Annotated in this window: 16 protein-coding genes; 12 read left to right on the top strand and 4 right to left on the bottom strand. The window is 67.3% G+C overall.

Going from position 1 to position 16,919, the window contains the following annotated elements; genetic code table 11:
* Positions 1-2: 2 nt before the first annotated feature.
* A complete protein-coding gene (locus QFZ33_RS08790) occupies positions 3-1,112 on the bottom strand; it encodes a LacI family DNA-binding transcriptional regulator (RefSeq protein ID WP_307026654.1) in 1,110 nt (369 codons plus the stop codon).
* Between the two features lie 141 nt (positions 1,113-1,253).
* Between QFZ33_RS08790 and dxr the strand changes: the two genes are divergently transcribed.
* The 10 genes from dxr (at position 1,254) to QFZ33_RS08840 (ending at position 11,951) form a co-directional block, all read left to right on the top strand.
* On the top strand, positions 1,254-2,468 hold the full coding sequence (dxr, locus tag QFZ33_RS08795) for a 1-deoxy-D-xylulose-5-phosphate reductoisomerase (RefSeq protein WP_307026656.1): 1,215 nt from the start codon (positions 1,254-1,256) through the stop codon (positions 2,466-2,468).
* Positions 2,469-2,487: 19 nt separating this feature from the next.
* On the top strand, positions 2,488-3,819 hold the full coding sequence (locus QFZ33_RS08800; protein WP_307026658.1) for a M50 family metallopeptidase: 1,332 nt from the start codon (positions 2,488-2,490) through the stop codon (positions 3,817-3,819).
* 87 nt (positions 3,820-3,906) lie between these two features.
* Positions 3,907-4,602 carry a MarR family transcriptional regulator gene (locus QFZ33_RS08805; protein ID WP_307026660.1) on the top strand — a complete coding sequence of 232 codons (696 nt, stop codon included), beginning with the start codon at positions 3,907-3,909 and terminating at the stop codon, positions 4,600-4,602.
* Entirely contained in the window at positions 4,599-5,120 is a 522-nt protein-coding gene (locus tag QFZ33_RS08810) for a hypothetical protein (protein WP_307026662.1), read from the top strand. Before QFZ33_RS08805 ends, QFZ33_RS08810 begins: the two co-directional genes overlap by 4 nt.
* Before the next feature lie 25 nt (positions 5,121-5,145).
* Entirely contained in the window at positions 5,146-5,439 is a 294-nt protein-coding gene (locus tag QFZ33_RS08815; RefSeq protein WP_307026665.1) for a YciI family protein, read from the top strand.
* A 39-nt stretch (positions 5,440-5,478) separates the two neighbouring features.
* The gene (gene ispG / locus QFZ33_RS08820) at positions 5,479-6,645 is read left to right on the top strand and encodes a flavodoxin-dependent (E)-4-hydroxy-3-methylbut-2-enyl-diphosphate synthase (RefSeq protein WP_003805892.1); all 1,167 of its coding nucleotides are present in this window, start codon (positions 5,479-5,481) and stop codon (positions 6,643-6,645) included.
* Positions 6,608-7,495 (top strand): GNAT family N-acetyltransferase, encoded by an 888-nt coding sequence (locus tag QFZ33_RS08825; RefSeq protein ID WP_307031733.1) that lies wholly within the window; start codon positions 6,608-6,610, stop codon positions 7,493-7,495. The genes ispG and QFZ33_RS08825 overlap by 38 nt, the downstream gene beginning before the upstream one ends.
* Before the next feature lie 290 nt (positions 7,496-7,785).
* Positions 7,786-9,597: a proline--tRNA ligase gene (locus QFZ33_RS08830; protein WP_307026667.1), complete on the top strand. Its 1,812-nt coding sequence runs from the start codon at positions 7,786-7,788 to the stop codon at positions 9,595-9,597.
* A gap of 15 nt (positions 9,598-9,612) precedes the next feature.
* Complete coding sequence (locus QFZ33_RS08835) at positions 9,613-10,407, top strand: sulfite exporter TauE/SafE family protein (protein WP_307026669.1); 795 nt, start codon at positions 9,613-9,615, stop codon at positions 10,405-10,407.
* A 77-nt stretch (positions 10,408-10,484) separates the two neighbouring features.
* A complete protein-coding gene (locus QFZ33_RS08840; RefSeq protein ID WP_307026671.1) occupies positions 10,485-11,951 on the top strand; it encodes a pyridoxal phosphate-dependent decarboxylase family protein in 1,467 nt (488 codons plus the stop codon).
* A 22-nt stretch (positions 11,952-11,973) separates the two neighbouring features.
* Here the strand turns inward: QFZ33_RS08840 and QFZ33_RS08845 are convergent, their stop codons facing one another.
* From QFZ33_RS08845 to QFZ33_RS08855, 3 genes are all read right to left on the bottom strand, one after another.
* A complete protein-coding gene (locus QFZ33_RS08845) occupies positions 11,974-13,044 on the bottom strand; it encodes an aminoglycoside phosphotransferase family protein (RefSeq protein WP_307026673.1) in 1,071 nt (356 codons plus the stop codon).
* Between the two features lie 99 nt (positions 13,045-13,143).
* Entirely contained in the window at positions 13,144-13,887 is a 744-nt protein-coding gene (locus tag QFZ33_RS08850; protein ID WP_307026675.1) for a VIT1/CCC1 transporter family protein, read from the bottom strand.
* 79 nt (positions 13,888-13,966) lie between these two features.
* Positions 13,967-15,250, bottom strand: coding sequence for a DUF4439 domain-containing protein (locus tag QFZ33_RS08855; RefSeq protein ID WP_307026677.1), 1,284 nt, complete (start codon positions 15,248-15,250; stop codon positions 13,967-13,969).
* 30 nt (positions 15,251-15,280) lie between these two features.
* Between QFZ33_RS08855 and rimP the strand changes: the two genes are divergently transcribed.
* Both rimP and nusA read left to right on the top strand, forming a co-directional pair.
* A complete protein-coding gene (rimP, locus tag QFZ33_RS08860) occupies positions 15,281-15,898 on the top strand; it encodes a ribosome maturation factor RimP (RefSeq protein ID WP_307026679.1) in 618 nt (205 codons plus the stop codon).
* Positions 15,898-16,875, top strand: a complete 978-nt coding sequence (nusA, locus tag QFZ33_RS08865) for a transcription termination factor NusA (RefSeq protein ID WP_307026681.1) — start codon at positions 15,898-15,900, stop codon at positions 16,873-16,875. The genes rimP and nusA overlap by 1 nt, the downstream gene beginning before the upstream one ends.
* The last annotated feature ends 44 nt before the right edge of the window (positions 16,876-16,919 follow it).

Raw genomic sequence — 16,919 nt, forward strand, 5'->3', positions numbered from 1 at the left:
GCCTAACGTCCGGCCGGGAGCGGGCCGGTGGAATCCCGGACCACCAGGCGGCAGGGGACCATCGTCTCGGCCTGCGCGGAACGGTTGGTGCTTGCAGCGGCGGCGGGGCTGGTACCCGGCCCGCCGTCGTCGTCGTTCTTTCCATCCGGTGCAGACTCCACCTCCGCGAGGAGCGCCGTCATGGCGGCGGCCCCCATTTCCCGGAGCGGAAGGGCCATGGTGGTGAGCGCCGGGACCATGGTTTTGGCGATGCGGAATTCGTCGTCGTAGCCCATGACGGACACATCCTGCGGTACGTTCAGCCCCAGCCGGTAGCAGGCCAGCACGACGCCGATGGCGAGACGGTCGTTGGCGCACAGGATCGCGGTGGGGCGCGTGGCCGGATCCACACCGTCGAGGAGCTTCATGGCACCGTGGAAGCCGGCGTCGGTGTCCCAGCCAACCTGGAGAACACGGTCCTCATTCACGGGGACGCCGGCGCCGCCAAAGGCCTCTCGGTAGCCCTCGATCCGGCGGGGCGCGGCGGGCGTCAGGGAGTCCCCGGCGAGGAAGGCGATGTCCCGGTGGCCGAGGGCCATGACGTGCTCGGCTGCTTCCCGACCGCCCCTGACCTCGTCCGGGATGACAGCCGGAAGGCCGGCATCGGGGCGGTCGTCGAAACAGTTGGCCAGGATCGACGGGACCCGGGCCATGTTCGGCGGCACGTGCAGGGGACGCAGGCCCACCGTCACGTACATCAAGCCGTCAACCTGCCGGTCCAGCAGGGTTTCCACTGCGCTTTCGTCACGGGACTCGTCCAGTTCGGTGTCCATGACCACCGTGACAAAGCCGTGCGACCGCGCCACAGCGTCTGCCCCGGCGATGATGTTGCCGTCGAACGGGCTGGTGACCACCTGGTCCGACACGATCCCGATGACCCGCGACCGCTGATTTCGCAGGCTGAGGGCGATCTTGTTCGGCGAGTAATTGAGGGCGGCGGCTGCTTCCCGGATGCGCTGCTGGCTTTCGAGGGCCACGTTGCCATCGCCCCGCCCGTTGAGCACGAGTGACACAGCGCTGCGCGAGACACCTGCCAGCTTGGCGACGTCCAGTGCGGTGGCCTTGCGGTTCATGGGCTGGTCCTCTAGTGGGAAACTCTCTGTTTTGCTGCAGTCTACCTAACTCGTGTGAGCTTGGCGCCCGCGTGCTGCTGCTCTTCGGGTGGGTACCCGCTGCCAGACCGACTGCGGTCAGCGGTGCGGGATACTTAAGCCATGCAGACTTCCGGCTCCAGCCGTCCAGACAGCCAGCCGCGCACCGTCGTCATTCTCGGATCCACCGGTTCCATCGGCACCCAGGCGATTGACGTCGTCGACGGCGCCCCGGACCTTTTTGAGGTTGTGGCGCTCAGCGCCGGGGGCGGCAATCTCGAACTCCTCGCCCGGCAGGCCGTGCACACCCGGGCCGCCGCCATCGGCATCGCCGCAGGTGACCCGGGGCGCCTGCGGGACCTGATCAACGACGCCGCCAGGTTAGCCGGGGTGGGTCAGTACCGTCCCGAGATCATCGCCGGCCCCGACGCCTCGGCCAGGATCGCCGCCGTGAAGGCGGACGTGGTGCTCAACGGCATCACAGGCTCGATCGGCCTGGCGCCAACCCTCGCCGCGCTGGAGTCCGGGGCCACGCTGGCGCTGGCCAACAAGGAATCCCTGATCGTTGGCGGTTCGCTGGTCAAGGCCGCCGCCGCGGAGGGGCAGATCGTTCCGGTCGACTCCGAGCACTCCGCCATCGCCCAGTGCCTGCGCTCCGGGACCGCCGGAGAAGTGGACAAGCTCATCCTGACCGCCTCGGGCGGGCCCTTCCGCGGCCGGACCCGCGAACAGCTCTCGGCCGTCACGCCGGAGGAGGCGCTGGCCCACCCCACCTGGGACATGGGCCTGATGGTCACCACCAACTCAGCCAGCCTGGTCAACAAGGGCCTTGAGGTCATTGAGGCGCACCTGCTGTTCGACATCCCCTTGGAACGGATCGAGGTGGTGGTCCATCCGCAGTCAGTGGTCCACTCCATGGTGCAGTTCGTGGACGGTTCCACCATTGCCCAGGCGTCGCCGCCTGACATGCGCCTTCCAATTGCGCTTGGCTTGGGCTGGCCGCACCGGGTGCCCAGCGCGGCGACGCCGTGCGACTGGACGCAGGCCACCAGTTGGACGTTCGAGCCGCTGGACGCCGGCGCGTTCCCCGCCGTCCGGCTGGCCAAGGACGCGGCGAAACAGGGCAGTACCTACCCTGCAGTGTTCAACGCCGCCAACGAGGAAGCCGTCATGGCTTTCCATGCGGGACGAATCCGGTTCACAGACATCGTGGATACGATCGAAGCCGTCCTCAGCGAGCATTCGGGTTCCTCCGGGCTAACGGTCGGAACCGTGCTCGATGCTGAGACGTGGGCACGTGCGCGCACCCACGAACGTTTAGCAGTGAGCAGTCTCTAGGAAGCAGCAGATCTGAAGCATGAGTCCCGTTATCCTCTTTATTCTTGGTGTCGTCTTTGTGGCGGTCGGCATCGCGGTATCCATTGCGCTGCATGAGGTGGGCCACCTGGTGCCGGCCAAGCTGTTCAAGGTGCGAGTCACCAAGTACATGATCGGCTTCGGACCCACCATCTGGTCGACCAAAAAGGGCGAGACCGAGTACGGCTTCAAGGCGCTGCCTCTGGGCGGCTACGTGTCGATGATCGGCATGTACCCGCCCAACAAGGAGGACGGCTCGGTGCGCCCGTCCAGCACCGGCATGTTCCAGACGCTGGCCAGCGAGGCCCGCTCCATGGCCCATGAAGATGTGGGGCCGGGGGACGAGAACCGCGTGTTCTACCGGCTCCCTGTCTGGAAGAAGATCATCATCATGCTGGGCGGGCCGGCAATGAACCTGCTGATCGGCCTCGTGCTCACGGCCGTGCTGCTCATGGGGTTCGGCATCTCCGAGCCCACCACCACCATCGCCGACGTCTCCAAGTGCCAGGTGAAGGCGGGGGAGTCGGTCGACCCAAACTCCGCCGACTGCAAACCGACACCGGCAGCTGCGGGGCAGCTCAAGCCCAACGACGTCATCACCGCCTTCGACGGAAAAACCGTTACCAGCTGGGACCAGCTCACGGGCTGGATTCGCGCTTCTGCGGGCAAGGAAGTGTCCATCACTGTTGAGCGCAACGGCTCGCCGGTGACCAGCACCGTCACCCCTGTTCTGTCGGCACGCCCAGTCGTCGGTCCGGATGGGCGCCAGGCGAAGGACGACGCCGGAAAGCTCCTGTACCAGGACGTTGGCTTCCTGGGCATCGGTGCGCAGACCGCTCTGGTTCCCCAGCCGGCGTCGTCCGTCCTGCCCATGGCGGGGGAGAACATCAGGCAGGTTGCCGGGGTGGTCCTCAATCTGCCGGCCCGGGTGGTCGGAGTGGCCAAGGCGGCCTTTAGCGAAGAACCCCGCGACCCCAACGGCCCCATCAGCGTGGTGGGCGTGGGCCGCGTGGCGGGCGAAGTGGCCGCCATGGAGGAAGTGCCTGCCCAGGCCCGGCTTGCCGCCTTGGTGGGACTGCTTGCCGGGCTGAATTTTGCCTTGGCGGTCTTCAACCTGATCCCGCTGCTCCCGCTCGACGGCGGGCACGTCGCCGGCGCACTCTACGAGGCAGTGCGGCGGCGGGCGGCAAAGCTGCTCGGCAAACCCGACCCCGGCGCCTTTGACATCGCGAAACTGCTGCCGGTGACCTACGTAGTGGCCGCACTGCTCATGGGAATGGGTGCGCTGCTGATCTACGCGGACATCGTGAAGCCGGTGAATCTCTTCGGATGATACCTGGTGCTAAACCTTGATTGACTGATTACTAAAAATCAGCTTCAAATGATTGATTTTCGAATATAAGCCGGATACGGTTTCTGTATGTACGTTCTGACCATCGACCAGCGTGGCAGCACCAGCGACGTGGACCGCGTACCCGAGCTCCTCGGCGACCTCGGCAGCCATCCTGGCGTCCGCTTTGAACGCTCTGTCGGCGACGAAGTACAGGGCGTCCTGCAGGACCCGGCCCTGGTGGTCGACGTGGCCCTGCACGCCCTGCGAAGCGGGCACTGGTACGTCGGAATCGGCGTCGGCCCGGGAACCCTGCCGCCGGACGCGAGCCCGCGCGAAGGGTCCGGCCCCGCCTTTGTCGCTGCTCGCCGGGCGGTGGAGCGGGCCAAGTCAGCCGCGAGCCATGTCCCCGCGGCCGTGGTTGCCGGAAGCCGCGAGCACGAGGCCGTCGTGGCGTGCGCAAACGCGGAGGCGGTGCTGCGGCTGGTCGGCGGGCTGGTGCAGGCACGGACCGAGGCCCAGTGGCGCGTGGTGGATGCCCTCCGTGCGAAGAGCGGTGCAGCCACCGAACAGGGCTCCGGACGCCACGGACTCCAGAAACAGGTTGCGCGGGAGCTGGGAATCACCGAACAGTCGGTGAGCCGGGCCGTCCTCCGGTCGGGCTGGCAGGAAGAATGGGCGGCAAGGCCGGCGGTGGAAATGCTGCTGGCAACCGCCCACCGCCTCGTCCTTGAGAACCTCACACCTGGAGCCCAGGACGGCGACGACAACCGAGGAGAAGCGTGAACGCAGTCTGGATCGCAGCCGCCCTGCTGACGGCCGGATTCGTGGGCTGGCCTGTCACGGCCCTGGTTTTCCGGCTGGCCCGCACCATCGACGACAAAGCCGATGCCGCCGCCAGCGCCGGCAGGGACGGCGCCGACGACCCCTCGGCCGACGTGACGGTGGACAGCCCCGCTGCGGCGGACAGCCCGGCAGGGGACAGGGTGAATACAGTGAACGGCGACATCACGGTGGACGCCGGTGGTGCTGCCGCGCCGGAACCCGGAGGCGAGGCGTCGGCCAAACGGATCCTCCGGGGCGGGGCCATCATCGGCGTGCTCGAGCGGCTGGCAGTCTGCCTTGCCATCCTGGCCGGGCAGCCCGTGGCAATCGCCTACGTGGTGGCCATCAAAGGCCTGGGCCGGTTCGCGGAACTCAAGGAAACGCCGGTGGCAGCGGAGCGGTTCATCATCGGCACCCTGGCCTCCATGCTGTGGGCGGCGGGAGTTGCCGCCTTCACGAAGGTCGTGCTCCTCGGCTAGCCCGGCCGCGGGATAGGGTATCTCTATGACTGTTTTTGCTGTTGAGTACGTATACGACGCCGAGTCCTCCGAAACGCGCGCGGCCGCCCGCCCCGCCCACCGCGAATGGACTGCAGGACTCGCGCAGGACGGCAGGCTTCTGGCCAGCGGACCCTACGGCGACGGCGCAGGTGCCCTGCTTATTTTCAAGACGGCCGACGAAGCCGCACTCAACGAGATCCTCCGGCAGGATCCCTTCGCGGCAGCGGGCGTCATTTCCGGCACGCGAACCACCGAATGGGCCCCCGTGACCGGTCTCCTGGCTGAGCACGCAGCCTAGCCGCCCCGCACCACCGATTTTCGAATTCAAGGAGTCCACGTGACCTCGGTCAGCCTGGGAATGCCATCCGCACCACCGCCCGTCCTTGCCCCGCGACGCAAGACGCGCCAGATCAAGGTGGGCTCCGTCGGCGTCGGTTCCGATTTCCCCATCAGCGTGCAGTCGATGACCACCACGCCCACCACGGACATCAACGCCACGCTGCAGCAGATTGCCGAGCTGACCGCTTCCGGCTGCGACATCGTCCGCGTGGCGTGCCCGTCCGCTGATGACGCGGAGGCGCTTCCGATCATCGCCCGGAAATCGCAGATCCCGGTCATCGCCGACATCCACTTCCAGCCGAAGTACGTCTTCGCGGCCATCGAGGCCGGCTGCGCGGCGGTGCGCGTCAACCCGGGCAACATCCGCAAGTTCGACGACCAGGTCAAGGAGATCGCCAAAGCGGCCAAAGACCACGGCACGTCCATCCGCATTGGCGTGAATGCAGGATCGCTGGAACCGGGCATCCTGAAGAAGTATGGCAAAGCCACCCCGGAGGCCTTGGTCGAATCCGCGGTCTGGGAAGCCTCGCTCTTCGAGGAGCACGGCTTCCACGACTTCAAGATCTCCGTGAAGCACAATGACCCGGTGGTCATGGTGGCGGCCTACGAGATGCTGGCCGAAAAGGGCGACTGGCCGCTGCACCTGGGCGTCACTGAGGCCGGCCCCGCCTTCCAAGGAACCATCAAGTCGGCCACAGCCTTTGGCGCCCTCCTCTCGCGCGGCATCGGCGACACCATCCGCGTATCCCTGTCTGCCCCTCCCGTCGAGGAGATCAAGGTGGGGAACCAGATCCTGCAGTCGCTGAACCTGCGCCCCCGCAAGCTGGAAATCGTCTCGTGCCCGTCCTGCGGGCGCGCCCAGGTTGATGTCTACACCCTCGCCGAGCAGGTCACCGCCGGCCTCGAGGGGATGGAGATCCCGCTGCGCGTCGCCGTCATGGGCTGCGTCGTCAACGGTCCGGGCGAAGCACGGGAAGCTGACCTCGGCGTCGCCTCGGGCAACGGCAAGGGCCAAATATTTGTGAAGGGCGAGGTCATCAAGACTGTCCCCGAGAGCCAGATTGTTGAGACACTGATCGAAGAGGCCATGCGTATCGCGGAAGAGATGGGGGAGGCCGATGGCGAAGATGCTGTCAAGGGTAGCCCCGTGGTTAGCGTCTCATAAGGACGGCGCAACGCCGGACGGCGCCACCGTCCGGGTACTGGGTGTTGGGGACACCCGTCAGCTGCGCGAACTGGCCGGGACCGATCCCGTCGCCAACGTGTTCATCCTGGCGCACCTGGAGTCAACAGACTCTGCCGCGCCCACCCCGGGCGGAGCCAACGTCCTGGGCGTTTTCGACGACGACGTTCTGGTTGGCGCCTGCTGGGCAGGCGCCAACCTTGTTCCCGTCCAGCTCGACCCCGAGCTGGCCGGGCCGGTGGCTGCTGCGGCCCACCGCTCCGGGCGGCGGTACGCGTCGATCTTCGGGCCGGCCGGCACGGTCCTTGCCCTGCACCGCCACCTTGGAGAGCTGGGCCACCTGGCTCACGAGGTGCGGCCCGACCAGCCGCTCATGACCATCACCGGCCCCCCGGCTGTTGAGCCGAACTGGCAGCTGGGATACGGGCAGTACGCAGATTTTGACGCCATCCTCCCTGCCTGCGCGGCGATGTTCGAGGAAGAGGTTGGCTATTCGCCGTACCTCGGCGGCCGCGATTTCTACAGCCGCCGGGTGGCGGGCCTGATCCGGCAGGGACACTCCCTGGTCCACCTGAAGGACGGCGAAGTCGTGTTCAAGGCCGAGCTGGGTGCAGTGACCGCCGAAGTCACCCAGGTCCAGGGCGTATGGATGAACCCCAGCCGCCGGGGACTAGGGCTGAGCGCCGGCTACATGGCGGCCGTGGTGCTGCTGGCCCAGAAAATGGCTCCCGTCACCAGCCTCTACGTCAACGACTACAACTCCCGGGCGAGGGCCACCTACGAACGCGTGGGCTTCCGGCAGGTGGGGACCTTCGCTACGGTTCTCTTCTAGCCGGTTGCCAAAGCCGCACCGGTCACGCTGGATTTGGAATCGGTGACGGCTATCACATAGGTTCGTTCTAACCGTGTTTTCGGACCCGGTGGTCTTTCTAGAATCAGCGGCATGACCGGCCGCGGAGCCACGCCGCCACAGGGATGACCGGCCGTGAACGGCCAGGGGCTTCTCCTGCGGGGCGTGGTTTTCCTGTTCAGCTCCCACAGGGCCCGGAACCTGTACTGCTGCCCAGCCGGTAGATTAGTACCCAGACAATCAGCACTTCCCCCAGAAACGGACACGTACCCGTGGTTCTTCGACTCTCCAAGCTTTTCCTGCGCACCCTGCGTGAAGACCCCGCTGACGCCGAGGTTGCCAGCCACCGGCTGCTCGTGCGCGCGGGATACATCCGCCGCGCGGCTCCGGGCATCTACACCTGGCTGCCGCTGGGACTGAGCGTGCTGCGCAAGGTGGAGCAGATCATCCGGGAAGAGATGGCCGCCATCGGCGCCCAGGAAGTTCACTTCCCCGCACTGCTTCCCAAGGAGCCCTACGAGGCGACCAACCGGTGGACCGAGTACGGCGAAGGGCTGTTCCGGCTGAAGGACCGCAAGGGCGGGGACTACCTGCTGGCCCCCACGCACGAGGAGATGTTCACCCTGCTGGTCAAGGACCTGTACTCCTCGTACAAGGACCTGCCGCTGAGCCTCTACCAGATCCAGAACAAGTACCGCGACGAGGCACGTCCCCGCGCCGGCCTGCTCCGCGGACGTGAGTTCATCATGAAGGACTCCTACTCATTCGACGTCGATGACGCCGGCCTGGACGCGAGCTACAACGCGCACCGCGCCGCCTACCTGAAGATCTTCGAGCGGCTGGGCCTGGAAGTCATTCCCGTCACGGCCACCGCAGGCGCCATGGGCGGGTCCAGGAGCGAGGAATTCCTGCACCCCACCGACATCGGCGAGGACACCTTCGTGCGCTCGGCCGGCGGCTACACGGCGAACGTCGAAGCCGTGACCACGGTGGTTCCCGCGGAAATCGACTTCACCAACGCCCCGGCCGCCCAGATCCGCGATACCCCGAACACTCCCACGATCGACACGCTGGTGGCTGCCTCCAACGAGCTCGTGCCGCGCAGCGAGGCCGACGGCGGCCCCTGGACTGCCGCTGACACACTCAAGAACGTTGTTCTCGCCGTCACCCTGCCCACCGGGGAGCGCCAGATCGTGGTGCTCGGTGTCCCCGGCGACCGGGGTGTCGACCTCAAGCGCGTCGAGGCCAACATCGGCGCCTACCTCCCGGTCGCCGGCGAAATCGCCGTGGAAGCCGCCGGCGAGGAGGACCTGGCCCGCAACCCGCTCATCGTCCGCGGTTACCTCGGCCCGGGCATGTCGCTGGGCGCACCGCTCCTCGGCCTCGAAGGCGCCGCCAAGCTCCTGTACCTGGTGGATCCGCGCGTCGTCAGCGGCACCGCCTGGGTGACCGGCGCCAACATGGCCGGCAAGCACGTCTTCGGCCTGGTGGCGGGACGCGACTTCACGTGGGATGGCGTCATCGAGTGCACCGAGGTGCGCGCCGGCGATGAAGCCCCGGACGGCTCGGGACCGCTCGAAACGGCCCGCGGCATCGAGATGGGACACATCTTCCAACTGGGCCGCAAATACGCCGAAGCGCTGGAACTGAAGGTCCTGGACCAGAACGGCAAGCAGGTGGTGGTCACCATGGGTTCCTACGGCGTGGGCGTCACCCGAGCCGTGGCCGCACTGGCGGAATCCAACCACGACGCCAAGGGCCTCGTCTGGCCCCGCTCCGTGGCTCCGGCCGACGTGCATGTCGTGGCCGTCGGCCGCGGCGAGGAAATCTTCGCCGCCGCTGAGCAGCTCGCCCTCGAGCTTGAGGCCGCAGGCCTGGAAGTCATCTACGATGACCGGCCCAAGGTTTCCCCGGGCGTCAAGTTCGGCGATGCCGAGCTTGTTGGCGTGCCCACCATCCTTGCCGTCGGCCGCGGACTGGTCGACGGCGTCGTCGAAATCAAGGACCGCCGCAGCGGCGAGGCTGAGAACGTGGCCGTGGACAAGGCCGTTGACTACGTGGTCAACGCCGTCCGCAGCAACTGACGCCCGACCCTCTCAGTGGTTTCGGGGTTTGAGTCGATCCAGCTCGCCACTATCGTCCTGATAGTGGTGGCTGGCTTCTCCGCCGGCTGGGTGGACGCCGTCGTGGGCGGCGGCGGCCTGCTGCAGCTGCCGGCGCTGTTGCTCGTGCCAGGGATCACCCCGGTGCAGGCACTGGCCACCAATAAGATGGGCTCCATTTTCGGCACCACCACCAGTGCCGTGACCTACTACGGCCGCGTCCGGCCCGACCTTCGGACGGCCGTGCCGATGGCCGCGATCGCGCTGGCGGGCAGCTTCGGCGGTGCGCTGCTGGCCACCCGGCTGCCGGCGGAGGTGTTCAAGCCGATCATCGTGGTGGCCCTGGTTGCCGTCGCGCTGTTCACGGCACTTAGGCCCGACGCCGGCCACCTGACCGTGCTCAGGCACGACGGCCGCACGCACTACGTGGTGGCCTGCGCCATCGGCGCCGTGATCGGGTTCTACGACGGCCTGATCGGGCCCGGCACCGGATCGTTCCTGGTGATTGCGCTGGTTTCGGCGATGGGGTACGCCTTCCTCGAGGCCAGCGCCAAGGCGAAAATCGTCAACATGGCGACGAACGCCGGGGCACTTATATTTTTCCTCCCGCACGGGTCGCTCCTCTGGGGAGTCGGCCTGCTGCTGGGCGCAGCGAACATGGCCGGGGGCTACCTCGGGGCGCGCACCGCAGTAAAGCAGGGGAGCAAATTTGTGCGTGTGGTGTTCCTCGTTGTGGTTTTCGCCCTGATCGTCAAGCTCGCCTTGGACGTCTGGCAGGAGAACTTCGCCTGAGCTGGCTTCTCGGCTGAGCCAGGTTTCCGGCGGAGCTAGTTCTCGCGGGCGGTCCCGGGACGGCGTAGCATGCCTCTATGTCAGCCGGCGCGGAACCGTACAGGGACGCCCTGGCTGCAGCCGTCCGGCATGCGACGCGCTGGCTGGAAAGCCAGCCCAGCCGCCGGGTAGGTCCGCAGCAGGCAGCCCGGGAACTCGCCGCAGCGTTCGACGGAGCGCTGCCCCACTCCGGCATGCCCCCGGCAGACGTCGTGGATTACCTGGCCAGCCACGCCGAACCGGGCCTCATGGCCATGCCATCCGGCCGCTTTTTCGGCTGGGTCATCGGCGGTACCCTCCCGGCTGCCATGGCGGCCGATTGGCTGGTCAGTTCATGGGACCAGAACTCGGGGCTCCGCTACGCCACGCCAGCCATTGCCGCCATTGAGGACGCAGCCGGCCACTGGCTGCTGCAGCTGCTGGGCCTGCCGGAGGAATCCGACGTCGGCTTCGTCACCGGAACCACCATGGCCAACTTCACCGGGCTGGCGGCCGCACGGTGGCGGCTTCTGAAGGACGCCGGCTGGAACCTGGAACGTGACGGACTCTTCGGCGCTCCGCGGATCCATTGCCTTGTGGGGGAGGAACGGCACGAGACGGTGGACCTCGCGCTGCGCTACTTGGGAATGGGCAGCCCCACCGTGGTTCCGGCCGACAGCCAGGGACGCATCGACGCCGCGGAGCTGGACTGTGCCCTGAACCGGATCGCGCTGAAGCATGCAGCAACGGATAGTTCAGGCGCCGCCCAGTCTGGCGTACCCCAGGGTTCGGGGCCGGCCGCCCAGGTGCTGGTGTGCCTGCAGGCGGGAAACCTCCACTCCGGAGCCTTCGACCCCTTCGCCCCAGCCATCGCGGCGTCCAAGGCACACGGCGCCTGGGTGCACGTGGACGGGGCCTTCGGACTCTGGGCTGCGGCCGTCCCGGAGCTCGCAGGGCTGACCGCTGGCGTGGAACGGGCCGACTCCTGGGCCACAGACGCGCACAAGAGCCTTAACGTCCCGTACGACTGCGGCGTCGTCGCGGTCCGGGATGCGCAAGCGTTGCGCAGTGCCATGGGGCTGCACGCCAGCTACCTTCTCCAGGATGCCGACGGCTTGGGTGATCCCAGCCAGCGGGTTCCGGAGCTTTCCCGCAGGGCAAGGGGAGTGCCCGTGTGGGCTGCGCTGAAGTCCCTGGGCAGGGACGGCGTTGCCGAACAGATCCGCCGCCTTGCCACATCCGCTGCCCAGCTCGCGGAACAGCTCACGGCCATTGACGGGGTGGAAGTCCTGAACGACGTCGGCTACACCCAGATCACCGTGGCCTTCGGCGACGACGCTACAACCCAACGCGTGGCGGATCGGCTCATCGCCGACGGAATGGTGTGGATGTCCGGTTCCCGTTGGCATGGCAGGGGCGTGGTGCGGATATCGGTCAGCAACTGGACCACCGACGCCGATGACGTCACCACCGCGGTGGATGCGGTGCGGATGGCCCTCGAAGCCGTCCGGTTGGGCGGGTCCTGACGGCCCTGTGCTCTCCGGGGCCCTACGACGGCGATGTGTTCATGGCATCCTCGCCGGGTTCGGGCAAGTCGGGCGCTGCGGGAAGCCCGTCCAGCGTCTGGCCGGCAAGCGTGCTGGCCACCCATAGGGACCGGGCCATGTCACCGCCGTGCCCTGGCCTCGAGGCGTAGTGCAGGGCGTTGTCCACCTCCCTGGCCAGGCTCCACTGCCGGGCCACTTCCGGGTCCAGCCCTGCCGCAAGGCTGAAGTCATGGCACCTTGCCAGCAGGCCGCCGGCGGGATCCGATGCCGGCAGGTCCGGGATCCGGTTCCAGAGCACGGGAGCCACCGCGAATTCCGCCTCGCCCACCATCGGCTGGGGGTCGATGGCGGCAAAGCCGTCGGCGACAGTCTCCCCGGCGGAACGGTTCCCTGCCGCAGAGTTCGCTGGGGAGTCAGACCTGGCCAGAATGTTGAGGTAGTGGAAGTCCGTGTTGACCAGGACGTCCTCCGAGGAGCGGCGGCCCACGGCGCCTCGGGTCTGGCAAACCTCGAGTGCTGCCTCCAGCAGCCACCGGGGAAACGGGCGGCCCAGCTGTTCCCAGTCGGCGGGCAAGTCGTCGCTCCACTGTTCCGCACGGGCGGCAACGTGCAAAAATTCCTGCCACTGCGGCCGGCCGTCGGGCACGAGGCTCAGCTCCCGCATCAGCCCGCCCCACACCTCAATGGCGGTGTCCATCGGCTCTGTCCGGAGCGACCTGCCCGCATCCAGGCGCTCAAGGAGCATTGAACACGTTCCGGCGTCGGAGGCCAGCAACTTTACCGCGCCATGGCCGTTCCACAGTGCCAGCGCATGGCGTTCAACGAGGGCTTCATCGTGCGGAAAGGCCACCTTCAATGCTGCGGCCGATCCCGCCGCGCGGACCGGAACCACAACCGCGCCGTGTCCGCACCACGGAAACGCTCCCGGTTCCAGATCAAGCTCAAGCTGCCACTGGTCGAGCCGGCCGCGGATCATGTCAGGAAGGGACGCCAGCCAGGCCCTGCCGGCGCTGCTGCGGGAGTAGCGGCGCGTCAGGTCCGGGGGGATGGGAACGTCTGCTGGCCGGCTCACAGCTCCAGCGTAGTGGAGCGGGCCTTGCGGATCGGGTAGGCCGGACAGCTCCTGCCTGCACGATGCCGCTGGCACCCCTAGACGATGCCGGTGGCACCCCTAGACGATGCCGCTGGCGCCGAGCAGGTTGCCGATAGTGAACGTCGCGGCCAGGGCGAGGCCGCCACCCACCACCACGCGTCCGGCCGCCCGGGTCTTCGAACCGCCGCCGATCCACGCGCCCACGGCGCCCGTCACAGCCAGGGCCAGCAGGACTGCTCCGAAAGTCACCGCAACGCGAATGTTTTCAGGAGGCAGCAGGATGGCCAGCATCGGCAGAATGGCCCCCAGGGTGAAGGCGATCGCTGACGCAAAGGCGGCATGCCAGGGGCTCACGATGTCCTGTTCGTCGATATTGAGCTCGGCGGATAGATGTGCAGCCAGGGCGTTGTGCTCTGTCAGTTCCCGCGCCACATTCTGGGCGGTCTCCTCGCTAAGGCCCTTGCTCCGGTAGATCGCGGCGAGCTCCAGCAGCTCCTCTTCCGGTTCCTCGTCAAGTTCGCGCCGTTCCTTCTCGATCAGCGCTTTTTGGCTGTCGCTCTGGCTGCTGACGGAGACGTACTCGCCCAGGGCCATGGATATGGCACCGCCCACGAGTCCGGCAGCACCGGCCGCGAGGATGGGGCCGTTGTCACTGGTCGCACCGGCGACGCCCACCACAATCGCAGCGACCGACACGATCCCGTCGTTGGCTCCGAGGACACCGGCACGCAGCCAGTTCAGGCGGTGCACGATGTCGTTGCCGTGGGGCTCGTTGGCGTGCTGCCCCTCAGGGGGCAACGCAGATCTGTCCGCTGAATCCATGGCTCCAGCAAACCACTTTGAGGCAGCCGGCTGCCAGTGGGATGTCTCCGGCCGACCCGTGCTTAGGGTTCGGCGGGTGTTACGCTGCGCCGCCGTCGGTCTGGCGCGGTGAGGGCGCAGGCGGTTCCGGAAGCTCCGGCAGGAGCGCGGTGTCCAGCACAATTCCGGGTACGGGGCCGGGATCGGACCCCCAGCGCGTGGTCCGCTGGGCAGCCGCGACCAGCGAGGAGACAGCCCACCGCCGTGTCTCACCCTCACTCAGCGCCACAAGGTCGCCGTAGACCGGGAGCGTTCCGGCTTCAAGGCTGGCCAGCCCCGCAGCCGGCTTCTGCAGGAACGAGGTGCCCAGGGTGTAGCCCGGTTCACGGGGGGGAACGGACACGCAATGAGCGCGGGTGTAGGCCTCGGCCTGGCCAACGAGGGTTTCATGCGTGGCCAACAGGGCCCTCGCCTGGTCCGCGGCCGGCGCGGCCAGGCGCGTCAGCGCCACCTGGTAGCCGTACACCGTCTCAACTTCTGTCCGGACCACCCGGTTCAGGGCGGCAGCGAGCGTGGCGCTGTCAGACGGTTCCGCTGATTTGGTGGACTGGCCACTGTTGCTTGGCTGGGCGTCACCGCCTGCCTCGGCGCTGTTGCCTGATTGGGCGCTACCGCCTGAGGGGCTGGTAGCGGAGCACGCCGTGGCCGCGTTTCGCTGCGTTGTCGCCGGCGCTGAAAGGGTAGGCGGCGGCGTCCCGGCAACCTGTGCCAGCGTCGTCGCCTGAAGCAGCTGAGCGGTTCCTACCGCGGCGAGCAGGCGGGCCATCCCGCCGTCGGCCTTCTCCGCATGGACGAGGCGTTCCTTGCCGCTCTTGGACAGTGCAGCGATCAGCGCGGGCAGCGTGGCCGGTCGCGACGGTGCTGACCCCGATGACGCTGTGGCGGACGGACCGGCGGTTCCCGGCGCCCCTGCCGTTGAACCTGCGCCGGCCGCTGAAGTGGCGGTGGCGCCGCCCGGAAGAAGGAGCGCCCGTGCCTGCGTAGTCAGCAAAGTCACAGTGTGGGAAAACAGCTGCCGCCGCGCGCCGGACGACCCGTCCGCGAGCTGCTGGCTTGCAGCCCTCAGGTCCAGGGTTTGAGCGAGGGCGGCGGCGCGCGCCTGCTCGGAGAAAGGAGGAGCTGCCGGTGCCGGGGATTCCCGCGGAACCAGCGCAAAACCGAGGCTCAGCACCAGGAATGCGGCGAGTGCCAGCAGGCCATACCGGAGATAGCTGGCCGTCCTTCTTTTTCGCCCGCTGTCGTCATTCACAACAGACCATGTTGTCACGGCCGCGTGGAAGTCCGTGCACCAAGCTGCCCGGAAAATCGCTACGCTAGTAGTCACAACATCATCTAACGGGAGGCGGCCGGCATCGTGAGCAATGCAGAAGCCACGACTTCATCAGACCGGACCGACGCGGGAAAGGCTGAACCCGCGGCTGTCCACAATCCCGAGGCTGAGCGCCTCCGGGCGCTGCTGGCGCCCGCGGTCCAGTCGCACCGGCTTTACCTCGAGGATGTTGCCATCCACATCGCAGGTTCCAACCGCGTGGTCCACGTAGTGGTGGATCTGCCGCAGGAGGAAACGGGAGGGGTGGGCCTTGACGTCATCGCAGACATCTCCAAGGAGCTCTCCGACATCCTGGACAGCGACCCCGGCACGGACAGCCGTCCCTATGACCTCGAAGTTTCATCGCCCGGCGTGGGCAGGCCGCTGACCGAGCCCCGGCACTGGCACCGCGCCCGCGGCCGGATGGTTGCGGTCAACGTGATCCAAGGCGAGAACGTTACGGGCAGGATCAGCTCCGTTGACGATGCCGGCGTGACCCTCGTTCCCGAAATCGCCGTGAAAAAGGGCATGAAGCCCAAGCAGGGCGACCCCGTAAAACTTCCTTTCGACAAGATCCGCAGCGGAAAAGTCGAAATTGAGTTCAGCCGCCTCGACGAGGCCGGTCTGGAAACTGAGCACAATGGACCTTCTGAGGAGGCCTGATGGATATTGACATGAGCGCGCTGAGACTCCTGGAGCGTGAGCGCGAAATCCCGCTGGATCTCCTCATCCCCACGATCGAGCAGGCCCTGCTCGTCGCATACCACAAGTCACCGGGCGCCTTCGAGAAAGCCCGCGCGGAGCTGGACCGCAAGAGCGGCCACGTGACCATCTGGGCCACGGAAATCGACGATGACGGCGCACCCATCGGCGAGTTCGAGCACACGCCGGCCGGGTTCGGCCGCATCGCCGCCAGCACCGCCCGGCAGATCATCCTGCAGCGGCTGCGCGACGTTGAGGACGACAACGTCCTGGGCGAATTCAAGGGCCGCGAGGGTGAACTTGTTGCCGGGCTGATCCAGCAGGGCAACAACCCGCACATGATCCAGGTGAATCTGGGCAGCGTGGAAGCCCTGCTTCCTCCGCCCGAGCAGGTGCCGGGGGAGAAGTACCTCCACGGGAACCGGCTGCGCGCGTACGTGATCGACGTGCACCGCGGCACCAAGGGCCCGTCCATCACCCTGTCCCGTTCGCACCCGGGCCTGGTTCGGAAGCTTTTCGAACTGGAGGTCCCCGAGATCGCCGACCGCTCCGTGGAGATCGTCGCCCTGGCCCGCGAAGCCGGGCACCGCACCAAGATCGCGGTTAAGGCAAACACCCAGGGCATCAACGCCAAGGGCGCGTGCATCGGCGAAATGGGTTCGCGCGTGCGGGCGGTCATGACCGAACTGAACGACGAAAAGATCGACATCGTTGACTTCAGCGAGGATCCGGCCACCTTCATCGCCAGCGCACTGTCGCCCTCGCGTGTGAATTCAGTCACCATCACGGACGAGGCCACCCGCTCGGCCCGCGTCGTGGTGCCCGACTACCAGCTCTCCCTTGCTATCGGCAAGGAGGGCCAGAACGCCCGCCTCGCCGCCAAGCTGACGGGGTGGCGCATCGATATCGTCTCCGACGCCGCCGCTCCCCGCGGTTAGCGCTGCGCCGGACGGAGACCAGACCGTCCGGTCACAAGCCCTGA

The sequence above is a fragment of the Arthrobacter globiformis genome (assembly GCF_030815865.1).
In the GTDB taxonomy this organism is placed as follows: Bacteria; Actinomycetota; Actinomycetes; order Actinomycetales; family Micrococcaceae; genus Arthrobacter; species Arthrobacter globiformis_B.